19 protein-coding genes are annotated in these 22,074 nt (G+C 36.6%); 2 read left to right on the forward strand and 17 right to left on the reverse strand.

The features are described from left to right. Positions 1 to 100: 100 nt before the first annotated feature. The 10 genes from ACJROX_RS26725 to ACJROX_RS26770 all read right to left on the reverse strand — a co-directional run bounded on the left by ACJROX_RS26725 (position 101) and on the right by ACJROX_RS26770 (position 11,436). Positions 101 to 2,533, reverse strand: coding sequence for a glycosyl hydrolase (locus ACJROX_RS26725; RefSeq protein WP_408008226.1), 2,433 nt, complete (start codon positions 2,531 to 2,533; stop codon positions 101 to 103). 76 nt (positions 2,534 to 2,609) lie between these two features. After that, positions 2,610 to 3,446 (reverse strand): carbohydrate ABC transporter permease, encoded by an 837-nt coding sequence (locus ACJROX_RS26730; RefSeq protein ID WP_408008227.1) that lies wholly within the window; start codon positions 3,444 to 3,446, stop codon positions 2,610 to 2,612. Beyond that, positions 3,446 to 4,378, reverse strand: a complete 933-nt coding sequence (locus ACJROX_RS26735) for a carbohydrate ABC transporter permease (protein ID WP_408008228.1) — start codon at positions 4,376 to 4,378, stop codon at positions 3,446 to 3,448. The genes ACJROX_RS26730 and ACJROX_RS26735 overlap by 1 nt, the downstream gene beginning before the upstream one ends. Before the next feature lie 72 nt (positions 4,379 to 4,450). Then, entirely contained in the window at positions 4,451 to 5,692 is a 1,242-nt protein-coding gene (locus ACJROX_RS26740) for an ABC transporter substrate-binding protein (protein ID WP_408008229.1), read from the reverse strand. A 16-nt stretch (positions 5,693 to 5,708) separates the two neighbouring features. Continuing rightward, the gene (locus tag ACJROX_RS26745) at positions 5,709 to 7,451 is read right to left on the reverse strand and encodes a class I mannose-6-phosphate isomerase (protein ID WP_408008230.1); all 1,743 of its coding nucleotides are present in this window, start codon (positions 7,449 to 7,451) and stop codon (positions 5,709 to 5,711) included. 134 nt (positions 7,452 to 7,585) lie between these two features. Then, on the reverse strand, positions 7,586 to 8,320 hold the full coding sequence (locus ACJROX_RS26750; protein WP_408008231.1) for a GntR family transcriptional regulator: 735 nt from the start codon (positions 8,318 to 8,320) through the stop codon (positions 7,586 to 7,588). 127 nt (positions 8,321 to 8,447) lie between these two features. Continuing rightward, on the reverse strand, positions 8,448 to 8,804 hold the full coding sequence (locus ACJROX_RS26755; protein ID WP_408008232.1) for a hypothetical protein: 357 nt from the start codon (positions 8,802 to 8,804) through the stop codon (positions 8,448 to 8,450). 624 nt (positions 8,805 to 9,428) lie between these two features. After that, positions 9,429 to 10,016 (reverse strand): hypothetical protein, encoded by a 588-nt coding sequence (locus tag ACJROX_RS26760; protein WP_408008233.1) that lies wholly within the window; start codon positions 10,014 to 10,016, stop codon positions 9,429 to 9,431. Positions 10,017 to 10,194: 178 nt separating this feature from the next. Next, entirely contained in the window at positions 10,195 to 10,548 is a 354-nt protein-coding gene (locus ACJROX_RS26765; RefSeq protein ID WP_225068313.1) for a MerR family transcriptional regulator, read from the reverse strand. 147 nt (positions 10,549 to 10,695) lie between these two features. Further along, complete coding sequence (locus ACJROX_RS26770; RefSeq protein ID WP_225068312.1) at positions 10,696 to 11,436, reverse strand: SDR family oxidoreductase; 741 nt, start codon at positions 11,434 to 11,436, stop codon at positions 10,696 to 10,698. Positions 11,437 to 12,140: 704 nt separating this feature from the next. On the opposite strand from ACJROX_RS26770, the gene ACJROX_RS26775 reads away from it, so the two are divergent. Beyond that, positions 12,141 to 12,473 carry a hypothetical protein gene (locus tag ACJROX_RS26775; protein ID WP_408008234.1) on the forward strand — a complete coding sequence of 111 codons (333 nt, stop codon included), beginning with the start codon at positions 12,141 to 12,143 and terminating at the stop codon, positions 12,471 to 12,473. Between the two features lie 258 nt (positions 12,474 to 12,731). Here ACJROX_RS26775 and ACJROX_RS26780 read toward each other — a convergent pair whose 3' ends face one another. Both ACJROX_RS26780 and ACJROX_RS26785 read right to left on the reverse strand, forming a co-directional pair. After that, entirely contained in the window at positions 12,732 to 13,016 is a 285-nt protein-coding gene (locus ACJROX_RS26780) for a hypothetical protein (protein ID WP_408008235.1), read from the reverse strand. Between the two features lie 82 nt (positions 13,017 to 13,098). Beyond that, positions 13,099 to 13,431 carry a hypothetical protein gene (locus tag ACJROX_RS26785; RefSeq protein ID WP_408008236.1) on the reverse strand — a complete coding sequence of 111 codons (333 nt, stop codon included), beginning with the start codon at positions 13,429 to 13,431 and terminating at the stop codon, positions 13,099 to 13,101. Positions 13,432 to 13,973: 542 nt separating this feature from the next. Between ACJROX_RS26785 and ACJROX_RS26790 the strand changes: the two genes are divergently transcribed. Continuing rightward, positions 13,974 to 14,825, forward strand: coding sequence for an endonuclease/exonuclease/phosphatase family protein (locus ACJROX_RS26790; protein WP_408008237.1), 852 nt, complete (start codon positions 13,974 to 13,976; stop codon positions 14,823 to 14,825). Between the two features lie 782 nt (positions 14,826 to 15,607). On the opposite strand, the gene ACJROX_RS26795 is transcribed toward ACJROX_RS26790, so the two are convergent. The 5 genes from ACJROX_RS26795 to ACJROX_RS26815 all read right to left on the reverse strand — a co-directional run bounded on the left by ACJROX_RS26795 (position 15,608) and on the right by ACJROX_RS26815 (position 22,063). After that, a complete protein-coding gene (locus ACJROX_RS26795) occupies positions 15,608 to 16,141 on the reverse strand; it encodes a hypothetical protein (protein WP_408008238.1) in 534 nt (177 codons plus the stop codon). 17 nt (positions 16,142 to 16,158) lie between these two features. Next, positions 16,159 to 17,196, reverse strand: coding sequence for a lysozyme family protein (locus ACJROX_RS26800; protein WP_408008239.1), 1,038 nt, complete (start codon positions 17,194 to 17,196; stop codon positions 16,159 to 16,161). A gap of 84 nt (positions 17,197 to 17,280) precedes the next feature. Further along, positions 17,281 to 19,170, reverse strand: a complete 1,890-nt coding sequence (locus ACJROX_RS26805) for a CD3337/EF1877 family mobilome membrane protein (RefSeq protein ID WP_408008240.1) — start codon at positions 19,168 to 19,170, stop codon at positions 17,281 to 17,283. Positions 19,171 to 19,181: 11 nt separating this feature from the next. Then, complete coding sequence (locus ACJROX_RS26810; protein WP_408008241.1) at positions 19,182 to 19,613, reverse strand: hypothetical protein; 432 nt, start codon at positions 19,611 to 19,613, stop codon at positions 19,182 to 19,184. Beyond that, positions 19,613 to 22,063, reverse strand: coding sequence for an ATP-binding protein (locus ACJROX_RS26815; protein WP_408008242.1), 2,451 nt, complete (start codon positions 22,061 to 22,063; stop codon positions 19,613 to 19,615). Before ACJROX_RS26815 ends, ACJROX_RS26810 begins: the two co-directional genes overlap by 1 nt. Positions 22,064 to 22,074 lie beyond the last annotated feature (11 nt).

The raw sequence follows: 22,074 nt of genomic DNA on the forward strand, positions 1-22,074 counted from the left end.
AATTTAAACTGGGACTAAAATGATTCAAAAATCCTTAGCGTGGTTTTTTTCCGTTTCGCTGGCGTTACGCCATATAGCCCGTTTCCATTAGTCAGCCCTCCTATTTCACGCGAATTCCAATCAGTCCTTGATTTACTTCCTTACAATTTTTAATTGCGTTTTTTGGGGAAAGGGACTGATTTTGTAATTTCACTGAATAATCAAATTCATAAAAACCAGATAAGTCTACTTTAAAGTTAGTTTCCCAAAAATTATTCATTACCCATGAATATAAAGGTTGATGTTGCAATTCTTCTTTCTTATCTGCAAGTACAATTGGGTGGCTTTCAAGGTTTCCAAGAGTAACTAAAGGTACATCTTTCAATGCAATTTGTAGAGTTTTATTATTAGAAATGTACGCTAGTCCATCCTGTAGTAAATAGAATTCTGTGTTAGAGTATGGCAACTGATCAATGCCAGGGCGAATAACACACCCAGATTTCTCTAACCATAGTTCTTCTGTTTCATTTGTTGAAAATGGTAGTGACAGATAAAGATTTTCAGGATTCCAACTAGATGTTTTATGCAAACGGACACTAAAATCTAATTTAGGCAGTTGATAATATGCTTTTATATGTACTTCATAGATTTCTGTTCCTTCTAGTTCAAAAGCAATTGCTATTGTTGTAAATAAATCACCGTCCATTACTTTACTAATATTTTTTACTTTAGATACAAAGCGTTTTGTTGATGGAGATTTTCGATTTCTCCCCATTAATCGGCGCTCCATATATGGATCTGTTTGAATTGGGGTTCTCTCATAAATACCTGAAAAAGCTTTATGTTTACACTTAGCATTTAATATCGATTTTTGATCAGCGTTATCAAGAATATCTTGAATGCCAATCTCCTCATCTAACATAATTGTAAAGTACTCAGTACGAACTTGATACAAACTATTTTTTAGCGATTCCATTTCTTCATACAGAACGATATCCCTTACACCTTCTGCTCCAATTACCGCTTTTCGTTTCGGAACAAATACTTCTTGTTGTTCTTTCCGTTTCATAGATAGTAACCTTTCTTCTTTTGCATCTAACTCAACAAGTACTTCTACATCAATTCCTCTCGCAACAACTATTGATTGTGATGGATACACTCTTCCTTCTTCATCAACTATTTCTATCTCATTATCAAAATTACTTGGTTCAGCTGGTTTTCCTTCAATACATTCCCAAAAATCTACAAATAATTTAACAGTATCTTTCATCTTTTCTTCATGCGGATTAATAATTTTAAATTGTTGATTATGATTGGTTGAAATTGAAACAGCGCCTTTTTGTTCTAGTAAGATATCTAAATTTTTTGCTGCAGCTACGGTTCCCTGAATTGAATGACCGGTTTTACGCAAGTCTAAATCATTCACCAGCGTCGCCCATGGCTCTGAAACTGATGATGAGTATCCCCAAGTGTGCTCTGCATAAAGTAATAATTGATCTTCTACTTCTTTTTTCAACTCTTCATTCAGCTTAATATTTTTATTCGCTAGTTTATTTGCTAGTTGATAATTACGCTGTCCTTCACGGAAATTTTTCACTGCAGCCATTGTAGAACCAACACCATCTGCCCACCAATCATTCCAATCTCCACGATATGTCGGAATATCAATAGATTCATTTTTTAATTTTTCAAAAAATTCATCTAGTGATACCATTCTTGCAGGAGTATCATCACCATGTTTCTCATTCCAAGAATGAATAAATTCCATGATTTTCCCATTCGGTGGTGCGTTATCAGTCATGACACCAGAGATTGTAAATGGGACAAAAGAAAATTCATAACCATCTTTTTTTAACTCATCAAGATAACGGAATATTCTTGTCTCGGCAACTTTCATAGTATCTGTGTAAACATAATTTTCCATATCATCGCCTCTAAAGTTATAACTATTACCTCCAAGAGGGGCGAAACAAACATCATTACCGATATAGTACATATCTCCAACCCAAGTTAATACTTTATTCCCCTTGGGTGATTCCCAATAAAAAGCATTTTGCTTTTTATTAAGTGGATACATTCCATGATGTGTATGTATACATGAAAATAAATGTTCAATTCCATTATCATAAAGAGAATCTGCATATCCCCACGCGTAACCATTGATATCTGCAGTCATTGCAGAAACAGGTTTCTTTCCATATGTGGAAACAGTCTCTACACCTCGACGAATTTTTTCTGTCAAAATATCAGCATCTAGTAATTCAGTCATATTTAAATAATTTCCTGAAATATTTATATACCCTTTATTAAGAAAGTACTTAAAATCTTCTTTTTCTTGCTCTGAAGCATTTTGTAAAAATTGTTCCACCTGCCATGTATTTTCACAAACCCAACGAAATCCTTCCCACTCTGGTTTGATTCCTTTTTCAATTTTGTTACAAATTTCAATTGCTTGTTTAATAAAGTCAACATGATAACGAGTAATTTTCTCTTGTCTCTCTGTGTAGCCAATATCTGTATGTGAATGGTGAATAAATAATAGTTCTTTTTTCATAACTGAACTCTTCCCCCTAAATGATAAATTCATATATATTCTATTAATCAAAGCTTAGTAGGTAAAATAGATAACACTATTTACTTGTCATTACAAATCCTTTTTCTAAGTGTTTATTTAGCACTGAATAGATAAATACTGTTGGGATTGATGCAACCAGACAAGCAAGTAGCATGGCCGGAACGTTACCAATTGCACCACCTGTTCCAGCTAAAGCTGATAAGTTAGGCATTATTGGTCGTACACCCACTGATTTACTGAAGGTAAGTCCAAACAACAAGTCATTCCAAATAAAAGAAAATTGGAATAAAAACAATGCTGCTATTGGTGCTTTTGACATTGGAAGATAGATTTTATAAAAAATCTGAAAATCTGAAGCTCCATCTATCTTTGCAGCCTCACTCAACGAATTTGAAGTTGCTTGAAAAAAATTCCTCAAAACAAATGTACAAAATGGGATACTAATAGCTGCATAAAACAGTATCATTCCAAATTGAGTATCATATAATCCTGTCTTTACATATGCACGATATATGGGAACTAAGTACATCTGAAAAGGAAAAACTGTACCACTGTATATTAATAAAAACCAATAAAACTTTCCTTTTATATTTAACTTTGTAACACCATATGCTGCTAAAGCAGCAATAATAATGGATAACACAGAGCCCGCAACACCATAAAATAAACTATTAAAGAAACTAATATAGATTGATATTCTATCATTAATATATTCTATATTTTCACCTATAGAGAATTCTTTCGGAATATCCCAAAAATCCCCTAAATTATATACTGTTCCACTTTTTGCGAAATTAATCAGTACAAATAGAAATGGGAAAACCCACAAAAAAGCAAGTATACTAAGTACAACACTTAATAATTTCGAATTACTCTTTCGAAGTCCCTCCATTATACTTCCTCTCCCTTAAATGTACGTTTAAGATAAAACCATGAGATAAATAAAACAATGATAGATAATACGGTTGCAACACTAGAACCATATCCATATTTACCATTAACAAACGTTTCTTTGTACATGGTTACTGCAAGGGTTTCTGATGTACGATAAGGTCCCCCTGCGGTCATTACCCAAATCCCATCAAATGTTTTAAAACTCCCAATTATCGACATTAATAATACAATGACTAGAGTTGGCTTCAGTAACGGGATGACAACATCTTTATAAAGCCTAAATCCTGAGGCACCATCTATTTTTGCAGCTTCAATCGGATCAGTAGGAATATTACTAAGCCCAACAATATACAAAATTAAATTTGTGCCAATCCCTTGCCACACACCTGCTCCAATCATTACAAATGTATTAACGTAAGGAATAATTAACCAGTCTTGATTCAAAGATTCAAAACCTAACATTCCCAGTAATTTTGGAAGACCGTACGTAGAAAGAAGTGCCATTATTATGAGAGAACCGATAGTTGGTGATATTGCATTAGGTAGATAAAATAAATTTTTAAATGTTGTACCGTGCCGACTGTTAAAGATCATAATAGCCATTACTAAAGGAATCAATACTGGTATAATAAAGGCGGCTATTACCCAAATGAGCGTGTTAAGTATAGCATGTAGAAAGTAGCCGTCTTTAAAAAGTTCAATATAGTTTGTTAGACCCACAAAATTCATTTCACCCATACCATTCCAATCAGTAAAACTGGTATAAAAGGTAAATATAGTGGAACTTACAAAAAAGGTAAAAACTAAAATAGCTGCTGGTAATATATATAGATAGGGTACTATCTTTTTTAGTCTCCCCCTTCCCTTTTGATTAGGCACTATCTTTTTTATTACCTCATTTTTCTTTTTCTCGCTCGTTAATACCTGCATAATTAAGCCTCCCCTTTTAAATAAAAATACACCCCTCATAAATGGATTGATAAAAAACATAATCACCCTTTTTTATTTTTGCTTATCTTGTTCTTTTTGAATAGCTTCGAGACTCTTATCTACCTGTTCTTTTGTAGGGTTCGCGAAAATTTTCCAGTATTCATCAATAGACAGATTAACAACAGCTGGTGCAAATTGTTCATAATATCTAAGCTTCAAATTATAATTAGTAGTGTCATTGGCCTGTTCAGACATTTTTTTACTAATAGAGTCCTTCATTTCAACTGATGATATAGAAGACGTACCTGTTTTATCTGCATAAGCTTGCTGTACATCTTTTTCATAGTAATGTTGTAAAATCTTTTTCGCATTTTCTTTTTGGTCACTATTTTTAGCAACAAGAAATGGTGCTACTTCATAGAAAATCGTTGATTTTTGTTCAGCAGTTGCAGATGGAAGTGTGAAAATATCAAATGTTTTTCCAGCCTTCATTCCATACTCATCTCTAAAACCAGGCAATAAATTAGTTGCATTATAAATCATTGCTACTTTTCCAGTAGCAAAATCTTTTGGTTGATCTTGCTCTTGTTTAGAGAAATAACCTTTTTTAACCATGTCTATCCATTGATAAAATACTTTTTTCACTCGTTTATCAGTAAATTGAATTTTACCACTTGTCCACTCGTCATAAAGATCTGGATCCATGCTTCCCATCAATGCTTGTGGCCAGGAAAAAGATTGCCATGTATTCCCAATACCGATAGGAGTAATACCCTTTTTCTTTAAGGTCTCACATAAAGCAAGAAATTCTTCAAATGTTGTTGGTTCTTTTAGTCCATATTTTTCAAATATTTCTTTATTGTAGTAAACTCCGTTATAGATTATATTTAATGGTGCTCCATAAATTTTCCCATCTACTGTTAATGCTTTGGCAACTTCCTCACTAACTCCATTCTTAAGATAATACTTATTCCACTGATCTGTCAGATCTTCTACCATATCATTTTTCACTAGTGTTTCTAATTGTGATCCTGCCCACCAAGTAAAAATCCCTGGAGCATTGTTTGTACCAAGTGATTGTTGAATGTTGGTTTGATACGCAGTGTAATCAGGGGTAATAACAATTTTTAAATCAAGTCCCGACTTCTCGTTTAAAATTGGTTTGGCTGTTTTCATATCATTTTCTAAGTCTTTATCCGCATGCATTTCCACCGTTTTGCTATCTTTTGCTTCCTGCTCTTTTCCACACCCTGCCACAGATAAAAGGACAAACATCGCTAAAAGTAAGACCATAATTTTTTTCATTTTCCCCATTTTGAACACTCCTTTTTTATCTTACATAGGCTTTAATAGTTGCAAATTCCTTTGCTTTCGCATTTTCTGAAGGTGCAATTTCAAACACCTTAACATTTTCTGGAATAATAAATGTTTCACCATAATGTACATAAAATGGTTCAAAAGTATTTTCAGGACTTGTAATGACTACTTCATCACCTTCGATCAGATTCATCATGTTTACGCTTCCATTAGTATGGTGGGTAACCTTATCTGTAAACCAATGACGTCTTGTTTCAATAAATTGCGTACTATGAAGCCCAGTTCTCTCCTCAACCCATCCTTCACCTTCTTCAATCTTTTCTATTTGATTAACTAGTTCTCTTTCTACCCATACTTCATCTCGTTCCATGATAATATTCTTTTCACCATGTTCTATATGAACAGGTCTAGGTAAACCATCAAGGCCTACTCTTCCCCAATCCCAAAGTTTAAAGGTAAATATGTAAGGGGTTGCACTTATTTCCAAAATCACACCATTTGCTCCACCACAGTGAACTGTACCAGCAGGAATTAGAAAGTGATCATGTTTTTTTGCTGGTATTCTGTTAATATATTTTTCATCAGGAAAAGTAATTTCTCCAGCAGCAGCTCTTTTTAGATCCCGTATGAGTTCTTCTTTATCTACACCTTCTTTCAAGCCTAAATAAATAGTAGCATCTTCTTTAGCTTGCATATAATAATAACTTTCATCTTGTGTATAGGCGACTCCAAAATTTTCTTGAATGTATTCAGTCAATGGATGTACTTGCAAACTCAAATTACTTCCACCCATTGTATCTAAGTAATCAAAACGAATAGGAAACTCTGTCCCAAACCTTGCATGAACCTTATCACCTAACAGCTCAGTCGGATGTCTGAATACTAGGTTAAGAGATGGCACCTCAATTTTTATATCTCCATATTTCAAATAAATACTATTCTCTTCTGGGACACCGTCGAAACTCCATGCATAGTTGGCTTGTTCACGATTCAAATCGCAAACCTCTTTCATCCATTGTCCGCCCCAAACGCCTGCATCAAAGTATGGAACAAGTCGAAAGGGGCGGTTAACTGCTTGTTTCAGTCCCTCTAGGAACGCTTCACCCGAAATCATTTTGGGACTGTTTTTTTTATTTGTATCTAACAGGAAGTCCATACGTTCAAATAATGTTTTCTTATGTCGATCCGCTACCCGCCACTCAACAAAATACCCTCTTTTGTATTTCCTTAAAATATCCTCATCAATGTTTTCCATTTTCCAGTTGCCTATCTCTTTTGATCGATACCTTTGCTGAATTTCCCATCGAGCCAAATCTAAGTACATTAAAATATTTGGTTCATGAACCAACGACGCACCGACTCCGTAAATGACAACTAATCCTGATTGAATATTCTCAATATTCTCCCTGGCATTTCCGACTTTATTCTCGTCGAAAAACTCTTCCAGCCTATGGCATGATAAAACACCGAACACGCGATCATCCGTTAAGTTCCTTTGGATTTTTTCCGAAATTTCTTCACCAGAATAGGCCAAATCATCTGAGTGAATAAGTAAATCTGGTTTTAGAGGCTCTATTAAATCATTTAAAATTTCTTGATATCTAACACCAGGATAACAATCTATTACCAAAATCTGTTTATCTGGAAAGCTAGTTAACTTTCGCTGTAACTCAGTAACGATTTTTTCATATCCTTCGCAAGTAAATAAATTTTTTCCATTAACATTTATTTCCGGATACTTATCATACGTTGTCATCTCAATACTCCCTTTGTAGTAATGTTATAACATAATATTCTACCAAAAACTGTAAACACTTTCTCGTTTGATCTTGATTAGATTATGTCATAACATAGTGACATAATCAACCAAGTTTTTTTAATTTTCACAATTTAAGTATTCGATTTTAAGTCCACAAAATACTTATACTGATCTCCAATATAATAACCCTCCGTGTATTCTATAAAATCCCTATTACTGCTATAGGTATTTCGAACTCTTTTTAAAACAGGAGTATTTTCTTTAATATTTAACCTATGTTGAATTTCTTCATCGGGATTAATCGCTTCTAAATACTCCTTTACTCTACTAATACTAACCCCTTTTTGCCTTAACAATTCATACAAGGAGCCATAGTATTCTTTAGAATCTAATGATAAGTTTAAGTTATTTTTCATGTATGTCTTAAAATAAACTACTGCAAAATCACCAATTCCTCTTATCCTTTTTAATTCAATGATTACATCTCCTTCGTTTATTTCTAACGCTTTTGCTATATGTTCATTCGCTTTTATTAGAGAGATTTCCGCCAATAATGTATTGGCTTCACCCCTAATATCCTCCATTTCATGGGTAAAGCTTCGGAGATACGTAAAATATGCATCCTTATTATCTAATTTTTCATTCTGAGGTAAAACATACGTCCCCTTTGCTCTTCTACGTATTAAATATTCTTCCCAAACTAATTCATTTATGGCATCTCTCACTGTCGTCCGGCTTACGTCATACACTTTGCAAAGATCCAATTCGTTTGGAATTTTCTCTCCAGGCTCCCAAATGCCTTTATGTATTTTTTCTTTTAAATCATGCTTAATTTGGATATAAAGAGGTGGTGCTTCTTTACTCATGTTAAGTTTAAAACTCAAGTATTATCCCTCACTTCTTCAAAATGATACGAAAACAAGCAATTATCTGCCAAACAGTCGTGAGAACCATCCTTTTGGTTAAGGTGGATTCATGGCTGCTCTTACTTCTTCAAGAGTTAGCGTAGACCTCGTTTAAGGCTTCTTTCATATCGTTCATGCTGTTATTTATTGTTTCTACGTCTTTTACACGCTGTTTTTCAACATTTACTAAACTATCATTAACGGTGTGTTTAAGTTCTTTTAACCCTCGTTCATGACTATTTTTATACGATTCTAACAGTTCTTTGGTAGAAGCTAACTCATTATATGGTTTTCTATTTTCCTCTTGTAGATGACTTACAGCTTCTCTAAGACCTTCCTTCATTTCATCCAATGCCAGGGCAACATCAATCGTTTGACGTGTTTGTTTAACCTCGTCTACCACTTCAATGGTGAAGGGATGCACATTAGCAAGCCGTTCATCCAAGTCCTGTGCGTTTAGTCCCTCATCATATAAACGCCGAATCTCCTAAACGATCGGCAAGGAGCTTATATGTATTTGATAAATATTTGCTCGTTTACGTGTTTTTAAAAAACCTCGATGACTGCGTACATATCTCCTAACGGTATCAGCAGGGATACTAGTTTTCTGCTATCTCAGTGACAGTATACCAGTCCTTTTCCACTTGTTTCCCCTCCGTTCACGTCATCATTTATAACTCGTCCATATATTAAATAATAATACGAATATAAAGGTTTTTCCTGCCTTATTCATGAACGACGTTGAATAATCGTTAAATAGTCGTTCATATATTTCTATTTATTGAATATTAATATTCAATAAATTAGATTCTATTGGCTGCCGTTCGCTTCTTATTCCACAGTTCGATTGACAACGAGCCTCTGAACCCTCAAACTCCCAAAGGCAACCCCACAGGGCAAAACCGTCCTTTGAGGTAACCTCCGAAAGTTTACATAAGGGGATAATAACAGAAAATAACGTTAAGATACAAAATTTCAAAACTTCTTATTGTAATAACGGGGGCGTTAGCTTTAATAAGCCAATTAAAAAATCGGTTCCTAAACGTTGTATATCCGCATTTTCCTGATGCTATCCCCACTTATAAAAAGAAGAAAAACGTCTGAAGTTAGATGTAAAAGCTCCATAAAGATTGTCGAATCGACGATTAAGCTCTTTTCTCGACGCGTAATTTTCATTTTGCAATTCAATAATATTGTCTTCTAATGATATTATACTTCTTATCATATCAACTAAATACCTTCTTTGTTCACTTGTATAATCCACTTGAACATCAAGGTTTAGCAAAACTTCTCTAACCTGCTGTACCTCAAAAAGCATCATATCTAATTTCATTGCATCAATAGGTACAGAACTTTCATTGATTAACCAATCTTGTTCAAAAATCGGTAATATATATTGTGTTCGGTTTATTGTTAGATTTGGATATTTGTTATCTGCATCTGCTTTTAAGTCTTTTTCGTAGGAAGCTTTAAATTCATTTAGAATTTGTTCATAGCTTTTACCATTAAATAAAATTTTGTCAGGTTTGTAAGCATAACTTTTATTAACACTGAAAGGGGAGTATGGATAAAACCAAGTCATTATAGAAATAAAAATTACAATAAATACAATGAATCCCCCAGCCCACCAACTGATTTTTTTCACTTTTTTACTCATATAATATTTGATTCTCCCGCCCGTTAGTTTAAGAATATTTATTTTACAAAATGGCCCTTCTATGTGATATTGGCGCTATTCCTTATTAGGGAAAAGCGCCCGATTGTTGAAGATCAAAGGCTGTTGAAGCTGGCTAGTACTTATTGAACTCTAGAAACCCTCTAGATTGATGATTTAGCTAGATTGTGTCTGTCTTATTTCTATATATATCAAGTTTACGATTAATCATGGCTTGATACGAGATAAATTGATCTATTTGTGATTGTACTTTTCCATGTTGTTTCTCAAGTATTTCAATACGCTGTTCAATCGTTCTGCTCTCTCTTACAAAATCCTTAATATCAGAAATTGTCATACCTGTCGCTCGAAGACAGCAGATAAATTCAAGTGCTTCAATATCCTTAGTTTCATACAAACGTATGCCACTTTCATTACGATTAACTATTGGCATAATTCCTTCCTTTTCATAAAATCGCAATGTGTGGATCGATAGCCCTGTTTTATCTGCTACTTGACCAATTGTATAACTCAAATTAATTCCTCCTTATGAGTAGTCCATTGAGTATTAAAATTTAACAAATAATTTCTTTGCTGTGTTATTGTTGTTTTCCTTCAATTTTATCTGTTTGCTAAAGTAAAAAACCCACCTAGAAAAAGGTGAGCAATCATTAATATTATACTATAGCTCTTGTTTCGTTGGTCTTACAATTATTTCATTGACAGCCGTATGTTCCGGTTGCGAAATGGCATATAGAATCGAGTTGGCAATAGCTTCCGGTGGTAATGCAATTTGCAAAGACTCGTTTATGCTTTTTTTAATTTCTTCATTTGAAATTGTATTAACTAGCTCCGTTCTCACTCCGCCAGGACAAATTATCGTTGTACGAATATTATTTTCTGCCTCTTCTTGTCGCAAAGCTTCAGTAATCGCTCGGACGGCAAATTTTGTTCCTGAATAGACGGCCCAAGTTTTTCTTACGATGTGACCTGTAACCGAGGAAACGTCAATAATATGACCTTGTTTTCGTTTTCGCATATACGGAAGCACGGCACCAATACCATAAAGCACGCCTTTAATGTTTACATCAATCATTTGATCCCATTCCATTACCTTCTTTTCGTGTAAAAAAGAAAGAGGCATGATTCCTGCATTGTTAATCAGCACATCAATTTGTCCGAAGGTATCGATAGTAAAACGGGCAAGCTCCTCCATCTGCTCTTGAGAAGTTACATCAGTAACTTTATATTCCACTGTGCCACCTTGTTTTTCAAGAGCTAACTTAAGATTCCGCAAACGCTCTTCACGCCTTGCAGCAAGAACAACTTTAGCACCGTTGCTTGCAAGTACTTTTGCTGTGGCTTCTCCGATTCCACTAGATGCTCCGGTTAAAATAATTACTTTTCCTACAACATTTAACATATCTGAAATCCTTTCTCTATTTAAGATATTTTTAGTGTAAGACCTAGAGTTCACTCTAGGTCAAGGATTTTCACAACTAAACTTTATACAGAATTTTTCAGATAATATATCCAAAAAAGAACAAATGCTTAGGAAACAACTTCGTGGTGACATTTGAAACTGTAAAGAGGTGAGATTTGCATCTCTTTTCGTAATTGAATTGGTTAAATAGGTTAAACTTACATCTTACTGAAGTAGCGAATCCTTATTCCATTAAATGGCCCGATTGTGGAATAAGAAAAAATCCTGCATATAACAGGATTTTTGATCAAACTTTTATAAATTATCCTTCTAAGATCTAAAAAACAGTTCATCTTTTTTATATACTTCTATAATCCTTTTTGAAATTCTTCAAATGCCGCCCTAAAATGTCCACGGGATTTCACAACCAATATTGGTGTTTCAGTTGGTTCAATTCCTACTATGGGAGCACATAAACTTTCTGGGTGAGTATAAGTTCGATATCAGTAGCATGACTAGTTTACAGACGTTACCGTCATTGTACATAAAAACCGATTATCCCTTAGCGTAGGGAAAATCGGTTTTTATGTTCCAAATAATGTTATAGTGTATATTTTCGTTAAAATGTTGGCGGTACCCCTGTATAAAAGTATAAAAAAGCATATTTTCACAAATCATACCATTAATCGTAAGGAGGTGTTTTTTTGAAAAAAACCTTAATAATTACTCTTATTATTGTTTCGTTATGTGGTGCCTTATTTGTATTTGAAACTAAAGCAAATAATGCTGTCTCACAACAAGTTCCCGAATTTTCAACATCAAGTAAATATCATCATAAAACATTTGGTTACTTTGTACTTGATCTTTATCATAATGAAATAATTACAGCAGTCCAAGAGTATTACCCAAATAAAAACATTAATGGTTACTCGACACCTTGGTGGAAGAAACACGATATGGTAAACATTGTACAAGCAACAAATGACAATAACATCCAGGGAATAAGAATGATCGTATTTACTTTTCTTACGCGATAAAAATTACATTGCTACCATCCGATAAAAAAGGAACCCATCTGGGAATCGATACGCTTTATTTTGCAGTGGAACCAAGACGTCACACAATGAAAAACCTCCCCAGTGAACTTCCACCGATAAAGCTTATAAAGTATGAACATAAAGCTCCTCCAAAGAAACCCTAATAGCTATACCAAAGGTTTGACCCTGACACTCAAAGTGTGTCATATTGAGTGTCTTATTTTTCACTTCGTTTTAGCCCTTTTCGTTTATGGATTTTCATTCAATACTGTATGGAATTTCTTTACTTTTTACTGATTTACCATTTTTATAAATTACATATTTGAGCGGGGTTCTGTAAGTTTGTACCTGATATACAAGATGTTGTTCGTTATGGGAACTGTTATTATTTTGATCAACGTAAATTTCTAATATATTTTCTTTCACTCTTACTTTTATAATATGTGTGTTTGCAGTCATATCCCTTGAGTAAATTGTTAACCCTTGTAATCCTGAATGCCCTTTAACTCCCGTCACATATATACCATCTGGTACATGATACACGTAATCCTCTGCCTTCCCAGTATAAAAGGCGATTAATTGTGGTTCGAAAGGTCTCCATTTTAATTCAAGATAAGAGTTTTCTTTAGTAATTGATTTCTTTTCCGTATAAGATATGATACGAAACTTTAAAAGCGATGTCTTTATAATTCATGCTTTCTTTCACTTCCGATTCCATAGCTGTAAGACGTAGTTTTTCTCCTTGATACACCGCATAGATATCAGGTTCTAATTGTGTTAAGTGACTCTTCACGGCATCTTTCAAATCGTTTTTTTCTTCTTCATAGACCGTATTCGGAATAGGGTTGTGGACCGTCGGCTCTTCCTTTCGTTGAAGGAGAGAATTGTCGCCCATATTAAAATTGGCAATCATAACAAATCCAAGAACTACGAGACTGACCAACAGAACCTTTTTCATAGAATCCCCCTTTTCCCCTTCAGCTCTTGTCCTTTTTCCGAACAAACGCCAAACCTGATAATATTACTCCTAAATTGAAGTGGCTTGCTCAAGAAAACTGCTCTTTTCTGGCATAAATTACAATTCAAGATGAGCCATCTAATTTCCTTTCTTAAAAATCTGGGCCCTTTTCTGGAAGGAGTAGCGTCAGGAAAATACGGATTTACAACGTTAAACGTTAAGGAAATTCCAATATAAAAAACCTAATTTCTCATTCTAATTCTGAGAAATTAGGCTTTTTTTGTTGCTCCATTAAAGCGCCCTTTTGTTGAAGAACTCTAAAATAATCGTTCTCGGTAGCCAATAAAGCAAATCTGATAGGCTTGAGAAAGCACACTGTCACAATTCGATATATCTGAATTATCTAAAAATTTACCATTGTAAATATTGTGAAAAATAAGTAAAATTCTCACTTCCTATATAGACTTAAAAAGTTGGAAGCTATACAATAATGTTTGTCAATTGACTTTTATCAATCTTTTAAAGGAGGAAAGAGAATCAATATGATAAAAAAAATTGGGTTAGCAGTAATGTTGTTGTTTATGACATTTTTATCTCTACAACCTACTCCGTATGCCGCAGAAGGTAATAACGGAAAATCCGTAAAACTTCGGGTAATGAGCTACAATATCCATTACGGGCATAACATGAATAATCAATATGACTTAGAATCTATTGCTAATGTTATTCGTGAATCGAAAGCAGATATTATTGGATTGCAAGAGGTAGATGTACATTGGGCAGATCGAAGTTATTTTGAAAACGAGATCAGAATACTTGCTGAATCTCTTAATATGCATTATTTTTACGCTCCAATCTATGACTTTCCATCAGATCAGGTAGGACAGCCTAATCGTCAATTTGGGGTGGCAATTCTAAGTATATACCCAATTCTTAATGTAGAAAATCGACAAATTACGCGTCTTTCTACACAAGGAGCCAATACAGAACCTGAGTTGTTACCTGGATTCGCAGAAACATTAATTAACGTAAAGGGAATTAAAGTCAACGTATATTCTACTCATTTAGATTATAGACCCGATCCAAAAATACGAAAAATGCAAATAGAAGATATGTTAAACATAATGTCTAAAAGCAATAAAGAGCAAATCTTAATTGGTGACATGAATGCAATACCGACATCTCCAGAGTTAGCGCCGTTGTTTTCAACATTCAAGGATACATGGAAAGAAGTACATGATCATGAAGGTAACACCTTCCCAGCAAATCAACCCAATCGAACACTTGACTATATCCTAACAACTCATGGTATTCAAACCGAATCATCAGAAATTATAGAAACACTAGCATCAGACCATCGACCTCTCATTTCAGATGTTATTCTCTCTCGTTAATTTAGCATGGTGCATTGTTGCTAAACCAAAAGGGATTAGATGCCCAAAATGTTTCTAGAAGAAATTTAATACAAAATAAATATACTAATCATGATTCTAATATGAAGTAATTATTTTTGGGGGATTTTAGGGTCCCCCTTTAGTTTTCTCATTTGTCTTATTGAAAACTGCCTTTTAGAACGTATTCGGAAAGACTTGAGAAAGTTTACTTTGCCGAACTCTACTTCCCCTAATACCCAACCTTATCCAATTACAACAATGAATAATTATGAAACAACGACTTGATGAAAGTCAACAATACCTTTTGAATCTAAATACATAAAACCAATTTGAGTAGATTTTTCAGTTCCAAGAATTCTAGTCATTATTTTGCTTCACTTTCTTTTCTATCTACTTGAGTAATTTTTAACCCAACCTCCCTACTTGATGTGAAATCTATTTACTCTTCCCCTTATTCCATTAAATGGCCCGATTGCTGAAGATCAACTGTCTGTTTATACGTGCTACTTGGACATCGTTATCTTAACAAAACTCAAATTGGACTATATGATTATATACATATACGTTGACATTTAAGGTATCATATATTTCAACATTAGATGACATATATTAGTTTAGTAGAAACTTGTTAGCAGTTATCCTGTTACTGTGCCTGTAGTACTTACATTCTACCCGTAACACTACACTGATGATATAGGTTTTTTCAAATAAATTCACATCGAGGAATGATTAAATGATCTTACTACTCCTGTACTTTTCATAACGTCTCTCCTCTAATGAAATTATTCACGTCCTGTTAATTGCCCGATATACTCAACATCATTAATCTTCCACCCTTGCCCTTTCACATAGATTAAAGATGTTTTTACAATGACTGTTTCCGTGTTGGTGACATCATTAATTTCTGTACTGAGCTTAAATTCATTGAAGAATTCAGTTTCTGTCTTTGATTCTTGATATTCAAACGATTTTAAGCCGACCATAGATGACTTTACGGATTGTTCAGAATTTGGAAGTTCTGTTCCCGAAGGGTGGGTTGCCTTGTATCCCTGATCAGTCATGAAAGACTGTATGTTTTGATAGCGTTCGGCTGTCGTATGGTAGGTGAAAAAGCGTTCTAGGAAGGCTCGATTGGTCTTTAAGGCATCTGTATTTTGGATAGCCGATAGAGATTGGATCTTCTCTTCATAATGACGCTGATTCGCTCTCACTTCTTGTAACTGTATTCGTAAGCTGGACACATACATGATGATGACAATAGACGCGATAAAACCAATCGTTAGTAAAAGGTATTTCTTTTTTTGGTCCGGTTCCATGACTCTTTCACCTCCCACTACTGAATACGCCTGAAACCTAAAAAGGGATATAAGCTTTTCCACTCTTCAACAGATGAGTAGGTTATCCCATTGCTGCTATTGGCATTAATGAATTTCCCTTCTCCGACATACATTCCGACATGGGAAGCACCTGGCTTATACGTGGAGAAAAAGACCAAGTCACCGGGCTTTATTTTATCTTCAGGAACCGGTATCGTTTTATCGTATTGCGATTGGGCTGTCCCATAAAGATCAATGCCGACTTGTGCAAACGCATATTCGAGTAACCCTGAACAATCAAAGCCTCCTGCTTCGGGTGTTCGTCCTCCCCATACATAGGGTTGGCCAAGAAACTGTTTCATGATCGAATGCACTTCTTCTACATCGAACGATTGTGTACCATCCCCCTTGACCATAACGGTTCCATTTTCAGTATTGTAATAACGGAGCACGTGCTCGACATAGTTTACGTCACCATACCGGCTCCATCCCATCTTCTTCGCCATTATTTCACTAAACTCGATGGTTATGTCTTTGGAATAGCCGCCACGTTCTAAGGCATAAGTGATGAAACCATTCCCGAGGTTATATCCCTGCAAGGCAAGAGGAATATCCCCTTTCGCTTGTTTTATCATTTCTGCAAAATACTTCACACCGACTTGGATGGAATTTTCAGGATCGGTAATGGTTCCAGGTGGTAGCCCGAGGGATTCTGAAGCTTGCATCACATCTAAATGTCTTCCTCCGGTCTCTTGTTGGATCAGAGCCATGATCAGCCCTACGTAGTCATCAACCCCAAATTCTTTCGCATATTTCCGTACAAGAGGCTCATACCGCATCACTTCTGCTGATACCTGGGCGGTTCGGTCAGCTTCTTCGCGAGTCATACCAGATTCAAATTGATTCACTCCACCAATACTGATTGAAATGAATAACGCGACCCCGAAAAGAGAGATAAGAAGAAGAAAGAGCCCTGCAAGTATCCAAGTTAAGGGATGTTTCAGAATAGCAAATGTACCCGTAGCTTTTGTACCTTTCTTTAGAACACCTTGCATATGCGCTCCTTTCTAAAAGCAATTCAGTCGAATAACCCGTCATGGATCATGAGCGGATATGATTTATCAAACTGCTTTTATCCATCATTTTCGTCGTTTCGGATCACGGGACTTTGGTTTCCGGCTTTTTGACCTCTTGTGTGTTTCAGTGGATTGTTTGGCTTTTTTTCTATTGATCTGTTGTTGTGCTTCCCATTTCGTAAGGTTTTTAGAGGGGTCTCTTGAAGATGCTACCTCATTTTTACTATCCATGCTCCCTGAAGATTTACGTTGAGAAGATCGACTTGTTCCACCCGTTGTTTGACTGGAAGGCTTGTTTTTTCTAGGCTGATCCGTCGAACGATTGGATGGATGGTTAGCATTCGCTCTTTCAACCTTTCCTTGTTTATACTCCTCCAAATTAACGATGGTCGTTCCTGGATTTCGAGAAGAGGAACGTATGAAGTCCCCTTTAGACAATGCTGTTAAATGGCTTCCCGTTTTTTGATTCGTTTCACCGACCGCTTTACGGTGTTCAGAACGAACTCTGCTATTGACGGCATCATTTGGAGGGGCTTTTCGTCCTTCCAAAAGCTCGTCATGACGGGTTTTTCTTTGGTGGTTCCGGTAAGCTTGGCTTACCATTCTCTTAGCACCCTTGAATCCGTTCCCGCCAGCATCCCCCAATTTGTGAAAAGTGTTGGTTGTCGTTCTTTCGACAATTTGTTGCCCTTGAACCATCCCTGCAGAGGCTACTTCAAAGATTTCGGTTCGATATTTAAATAATCCCCACATGGTGATACAGATCAAAAAGACGACAAACCCATAACCTTCTACGCCATTCGTGACTTTGACCGACTCATAAAGCAAGGTGATGATCCCTGTAATTACCGCAATTAAAAGCACTAACCCTGCTTTCATCAACAGCACTCCAACGAGCTTCTTTCCGTGATTCAAGGCGCTTTCACTGTAAGCCGGGATGATCGATAAAATTAGGGGAATAGCCGTGAAGATCACCAGGGCCAGGAACCATACTTGAAGCAGAAACTTAAAGGTGCCCAATAGTAAAACTGGTATCGCAAGGGCAATTGTTGAAAGGATCGTGATAATTAAATAGCCAAAGCGTTCTCCACTGAAATCCGGAGTCATTTGTTTATTGTCATAATTAGATACTTCATCCTTCACAATTCTTTTTCTTTCTTCTTTACCTTCTTCAGAATACGGTTTGATTGCCAGGAGTTTATCAACCCGGTTTGGATCTTCGCTTACAATCTCCGATTCTTTTGTTGAGCCATAATTCAAGAGTAAATACGGACGTTTGACCATGAGGTTAAACAATTGGTTGTCGAGTACCGCAATACCTTCTTTCGGGTTATACGTTGCATTACTGTCAAATTCATCCGAGCTGACCAGGACGTTTACAGAACTTGCAATCCCTTCGAGTTCTGCTCCTCTGTCATTGAGCCATTTGATGTTCCCAGTCGTATCCGAATAAAACCAGAAAGTCACCACCATGATGGCGAGAGCACCTATAATGGCTTTTACCGCATGTCCGACTTGTTGATTGACGAAATACCGCCATGCTGCGGTCCCTCCTACAAGAATGACAAACAATGATAAGAAGGTTCCCGACATGATTTCATAAATCCGTTCACTCATAATACTTGCTTCACTTATGATGGTACTGATTAAATCAAAAGACATGAGTTGATTCGTTGAATAAAGGGTAAAGCTCGCAATCGTTTTATTGAACCCCCACATGCCTTGATTGATGGCATGCAGCGCTTGATCTCCAGCGTCTTTCAGTCCATCCCCGATGTCGGCTTCCATCTTGTAGTGATCGAGGGGATATTCTTTACTTTCCAGAATCACACGGCCGACGGTTTTCTCTTTTTTCTTGACAGTCGGGGAAGGATCATCCGCAAGAGATACCGTTGGTAACACGACGAATAAAATGATGAAACAAAAGCCAAGACCACGTTTCAGGAATTTCATCCAATTCCTCCTTATTCGCAGTGGATACAAGCTTCCTGTTCAAATTTTTGTTTGATCTCTTCGCGGTTAATATCCAAACTTTTACTAGTATCAACCTTCCATTCATCAGCTTTTTTTCGAAAAACAATATTGTCTTCTACGGCATTATCGCCATTTGGATTATCGAAATCCACAAAGACATAATATTGTTCTGATTCTTCGCTATAATAAATTTCAAAACGAATATCATCGTATTGTAAGCCTGAATCTATTTTCTTTGCAGTTTTATGAATTTCATACGAACCTTTTTCATATATTAACTCTTGTTCTTTATCATAATTTCGATCAAAATTGGCCTTTTCCCACTCATAAGCCACTTTCGCAATTTCTTCAGGAGAAGGACCCTGATTGCACCCTGTTAATAGGACAAGTAGAGTAGATAGAATGATTGATAGTTTTTTCATCAAATGAACGCCTCCTCGGTTTCAGCTCTTCCTCGATCGTTTTCTTTTGTGTTGAAGGCGCTAATCCATTCGTCAAACAAGACGTCCGTTTGTATTTTAGCGGTTCGTCCGTACATATCCTCCACGATACACTGGCCTTCAGTCAGGTTTTTTAATAGATCCCGATTAGCTTTGTTATCCTCCATGCCAAGAAACTCAATGATGTTGCCTGCTTCTTCATTGGTCTTCCCTTTGAATGCAAATTTTGTCCCGATGTTTTCTTTGATTTGTGGCTTGTTATATTCATAAGTGGATTGTGTGATAAGATAAACTGCTGATCGCAAAGACCGGCCGGTACGCAGCAATTCGTTGATGAGTTTGTCACCCGCCCCTGTATTCATCAGCATCCATGCCTCTTCAAAGATGGTCATCTTCACGACGGAATCATCTCGAGCAAACTTCGTTGCGAATTTGGCAAGTGGCTGCATGAGTGCAACTGCAATGTGTTCGTCCCTTGTCGTCGCCTTTTCACCTTCATCAGGCAGGTTCAAGTTTTGGATCTGTAAGATGTTGACCTGTTCATTCAGGCTGATCCCTTCTACATCTCCATTCGAAAACATCAGTTTCGCAACGCCGTTCGTCCCGATCTCATAAAGCAGGTCTCCTACATTTTGAACATCTGGATCTTCTGAGGTTTGCAGGTAACGGACGACATTTAAAAGCCCCGGCTTTTGCTCCTGCTGCATGACATAGCGTACAGCCTTATAGATCGCCGTTTTCACATTCCGTTCATTGGATTTCAGCTCGGAAAGGTATTCCAGTACCCCGACCGCTGCATCCTGTGCCTCTTCGCCATCAAGGAAGGTAAGAGGATCAAGCTTTCCGGCATCCTTCTTCTCACTCGATAATGTTATGTAGTTGAAGCTTTCGATCAGATCTTTAAAAAAGGGGGCAGTCAGTTCCAGTTCAGGGGTCAATGCCTGTTTGAACTTCTTTTCAACTTCATCTTTTGGGTCCGTCATAAGGACTTTTGCACCGAAAAAGACGACATTTAGTAAGATATCTTTTAAAAGGAACGACTTCCCCATTCCCGTTGGGCCCGAAATGGTGACATGCGGGGAAGAATACTTGGAACCCTTCAAACCTAAGTGAGCAAGAAAGGGGTGATAGAAGACAAGAGATTGTGAACCCTCTACACTTTCTCCTTCATGCGAAATGTTTTTCCCGAGATAAAAGCCTACCGTATTGCCCACTTTCCGTGTCAGGGTAAAGAGGGATTCCGCAAAGGATTCCGGCGTTAGGATCTGTTCCCAATCATCAGCTACTATGTTGGCTCCTGGTAAGGATTGATGAAAGAGAAGGAGTTGATCGGCTAACGGCTGCACAAGCTCGATTTGCTGGTCTCTAAAATCCATTTTCAGCCTTCTGGCCCGTTTTCGCACTTCTTCTATTGTTTTACCATAAACAACAAAATGAATGTGCGTTCTGAGCAAAGGTTTTCCTTGATTCTTGATTTGATTTTCTAGATCATGCAACAACTCACGTCCTGTATTGATTAAGCTGTCGTCGTCTTCGTTTGCTTCAATCAATTGTGCATCCTGATCGCGGAAACGTTTTTTAATCGTATTGGTTTGATTTACATCTTCTTTTTTCCTCTTGTAGACCGTACGCATATTGACCTCGACTGGAAAAGGATAGGATTGAAAAAAGTAAGCCCATTCTTTATAACTGAGATCGATCGGAAAATCAGAGACAGGGAGAAAAGCACACCATGACTCCTGATCCAACTGTTTAATATGTACATAGCCTGCTTTCCCTGGGTCGAGAATCCCTTCCGTAAGGTGGTAAAGGCTCCCTTCTCCGTCTGGTTGTGCTTGACCTCTGACAAACTGATGACGGATGATGTAGCGTAATTCCTTTTCTTTCACCCGATAAGCCCCTAGATAATTCAAAAGGGTTATAAAGACCTCTTCCTCAGATTCTTTGAACAGACTGACCGTTACATCATCGACCTCATGCCCTTTAAAACCTGCGAGCCTTTGTAGATAACGGTTCATACTCTTGAATGATGAAGAAACGGTATGGATGAGGCTCTCATCCAACTCTCGCCGTTTCAATTTAACGCCGATGAAAAACTTATAGTCCACGACGTTTTCGGCTTCCTCACGTAAAATCACTTTGGCTCGTTCCGCATAATAGTGTCCAATTTCGGCATACTGGCCTTCATACTGCTCCTGCAAGCGATCCATTCGTTGATTAATATCAACGGGGATTGGAACAATTTTATAGTCAATTTCCTCGAAGGTGGCCAATTGCCAGGCAAGCCTTTGGAGGCGGTTGACGAGGTTGTTTTCAGCTTCCTGTTCGTTGATCCCAACTGTATTTTCTTGTAGCCGGTAATACGCCCAGGCTTCCGTGTCATGGGTATAGAGGACGTTCTCTTGATAAGATTGAATCGGAAACTGTAACATGGATCCACCAC

This window comes from Pseudalkalibacillus sp. A8, from assembly GCF_045920555.1.
Lineage (GTDB): Bacteria > Bacillota > Bacilli > Bacillales > Fictibacillaceae > Pseudalkalibacillus.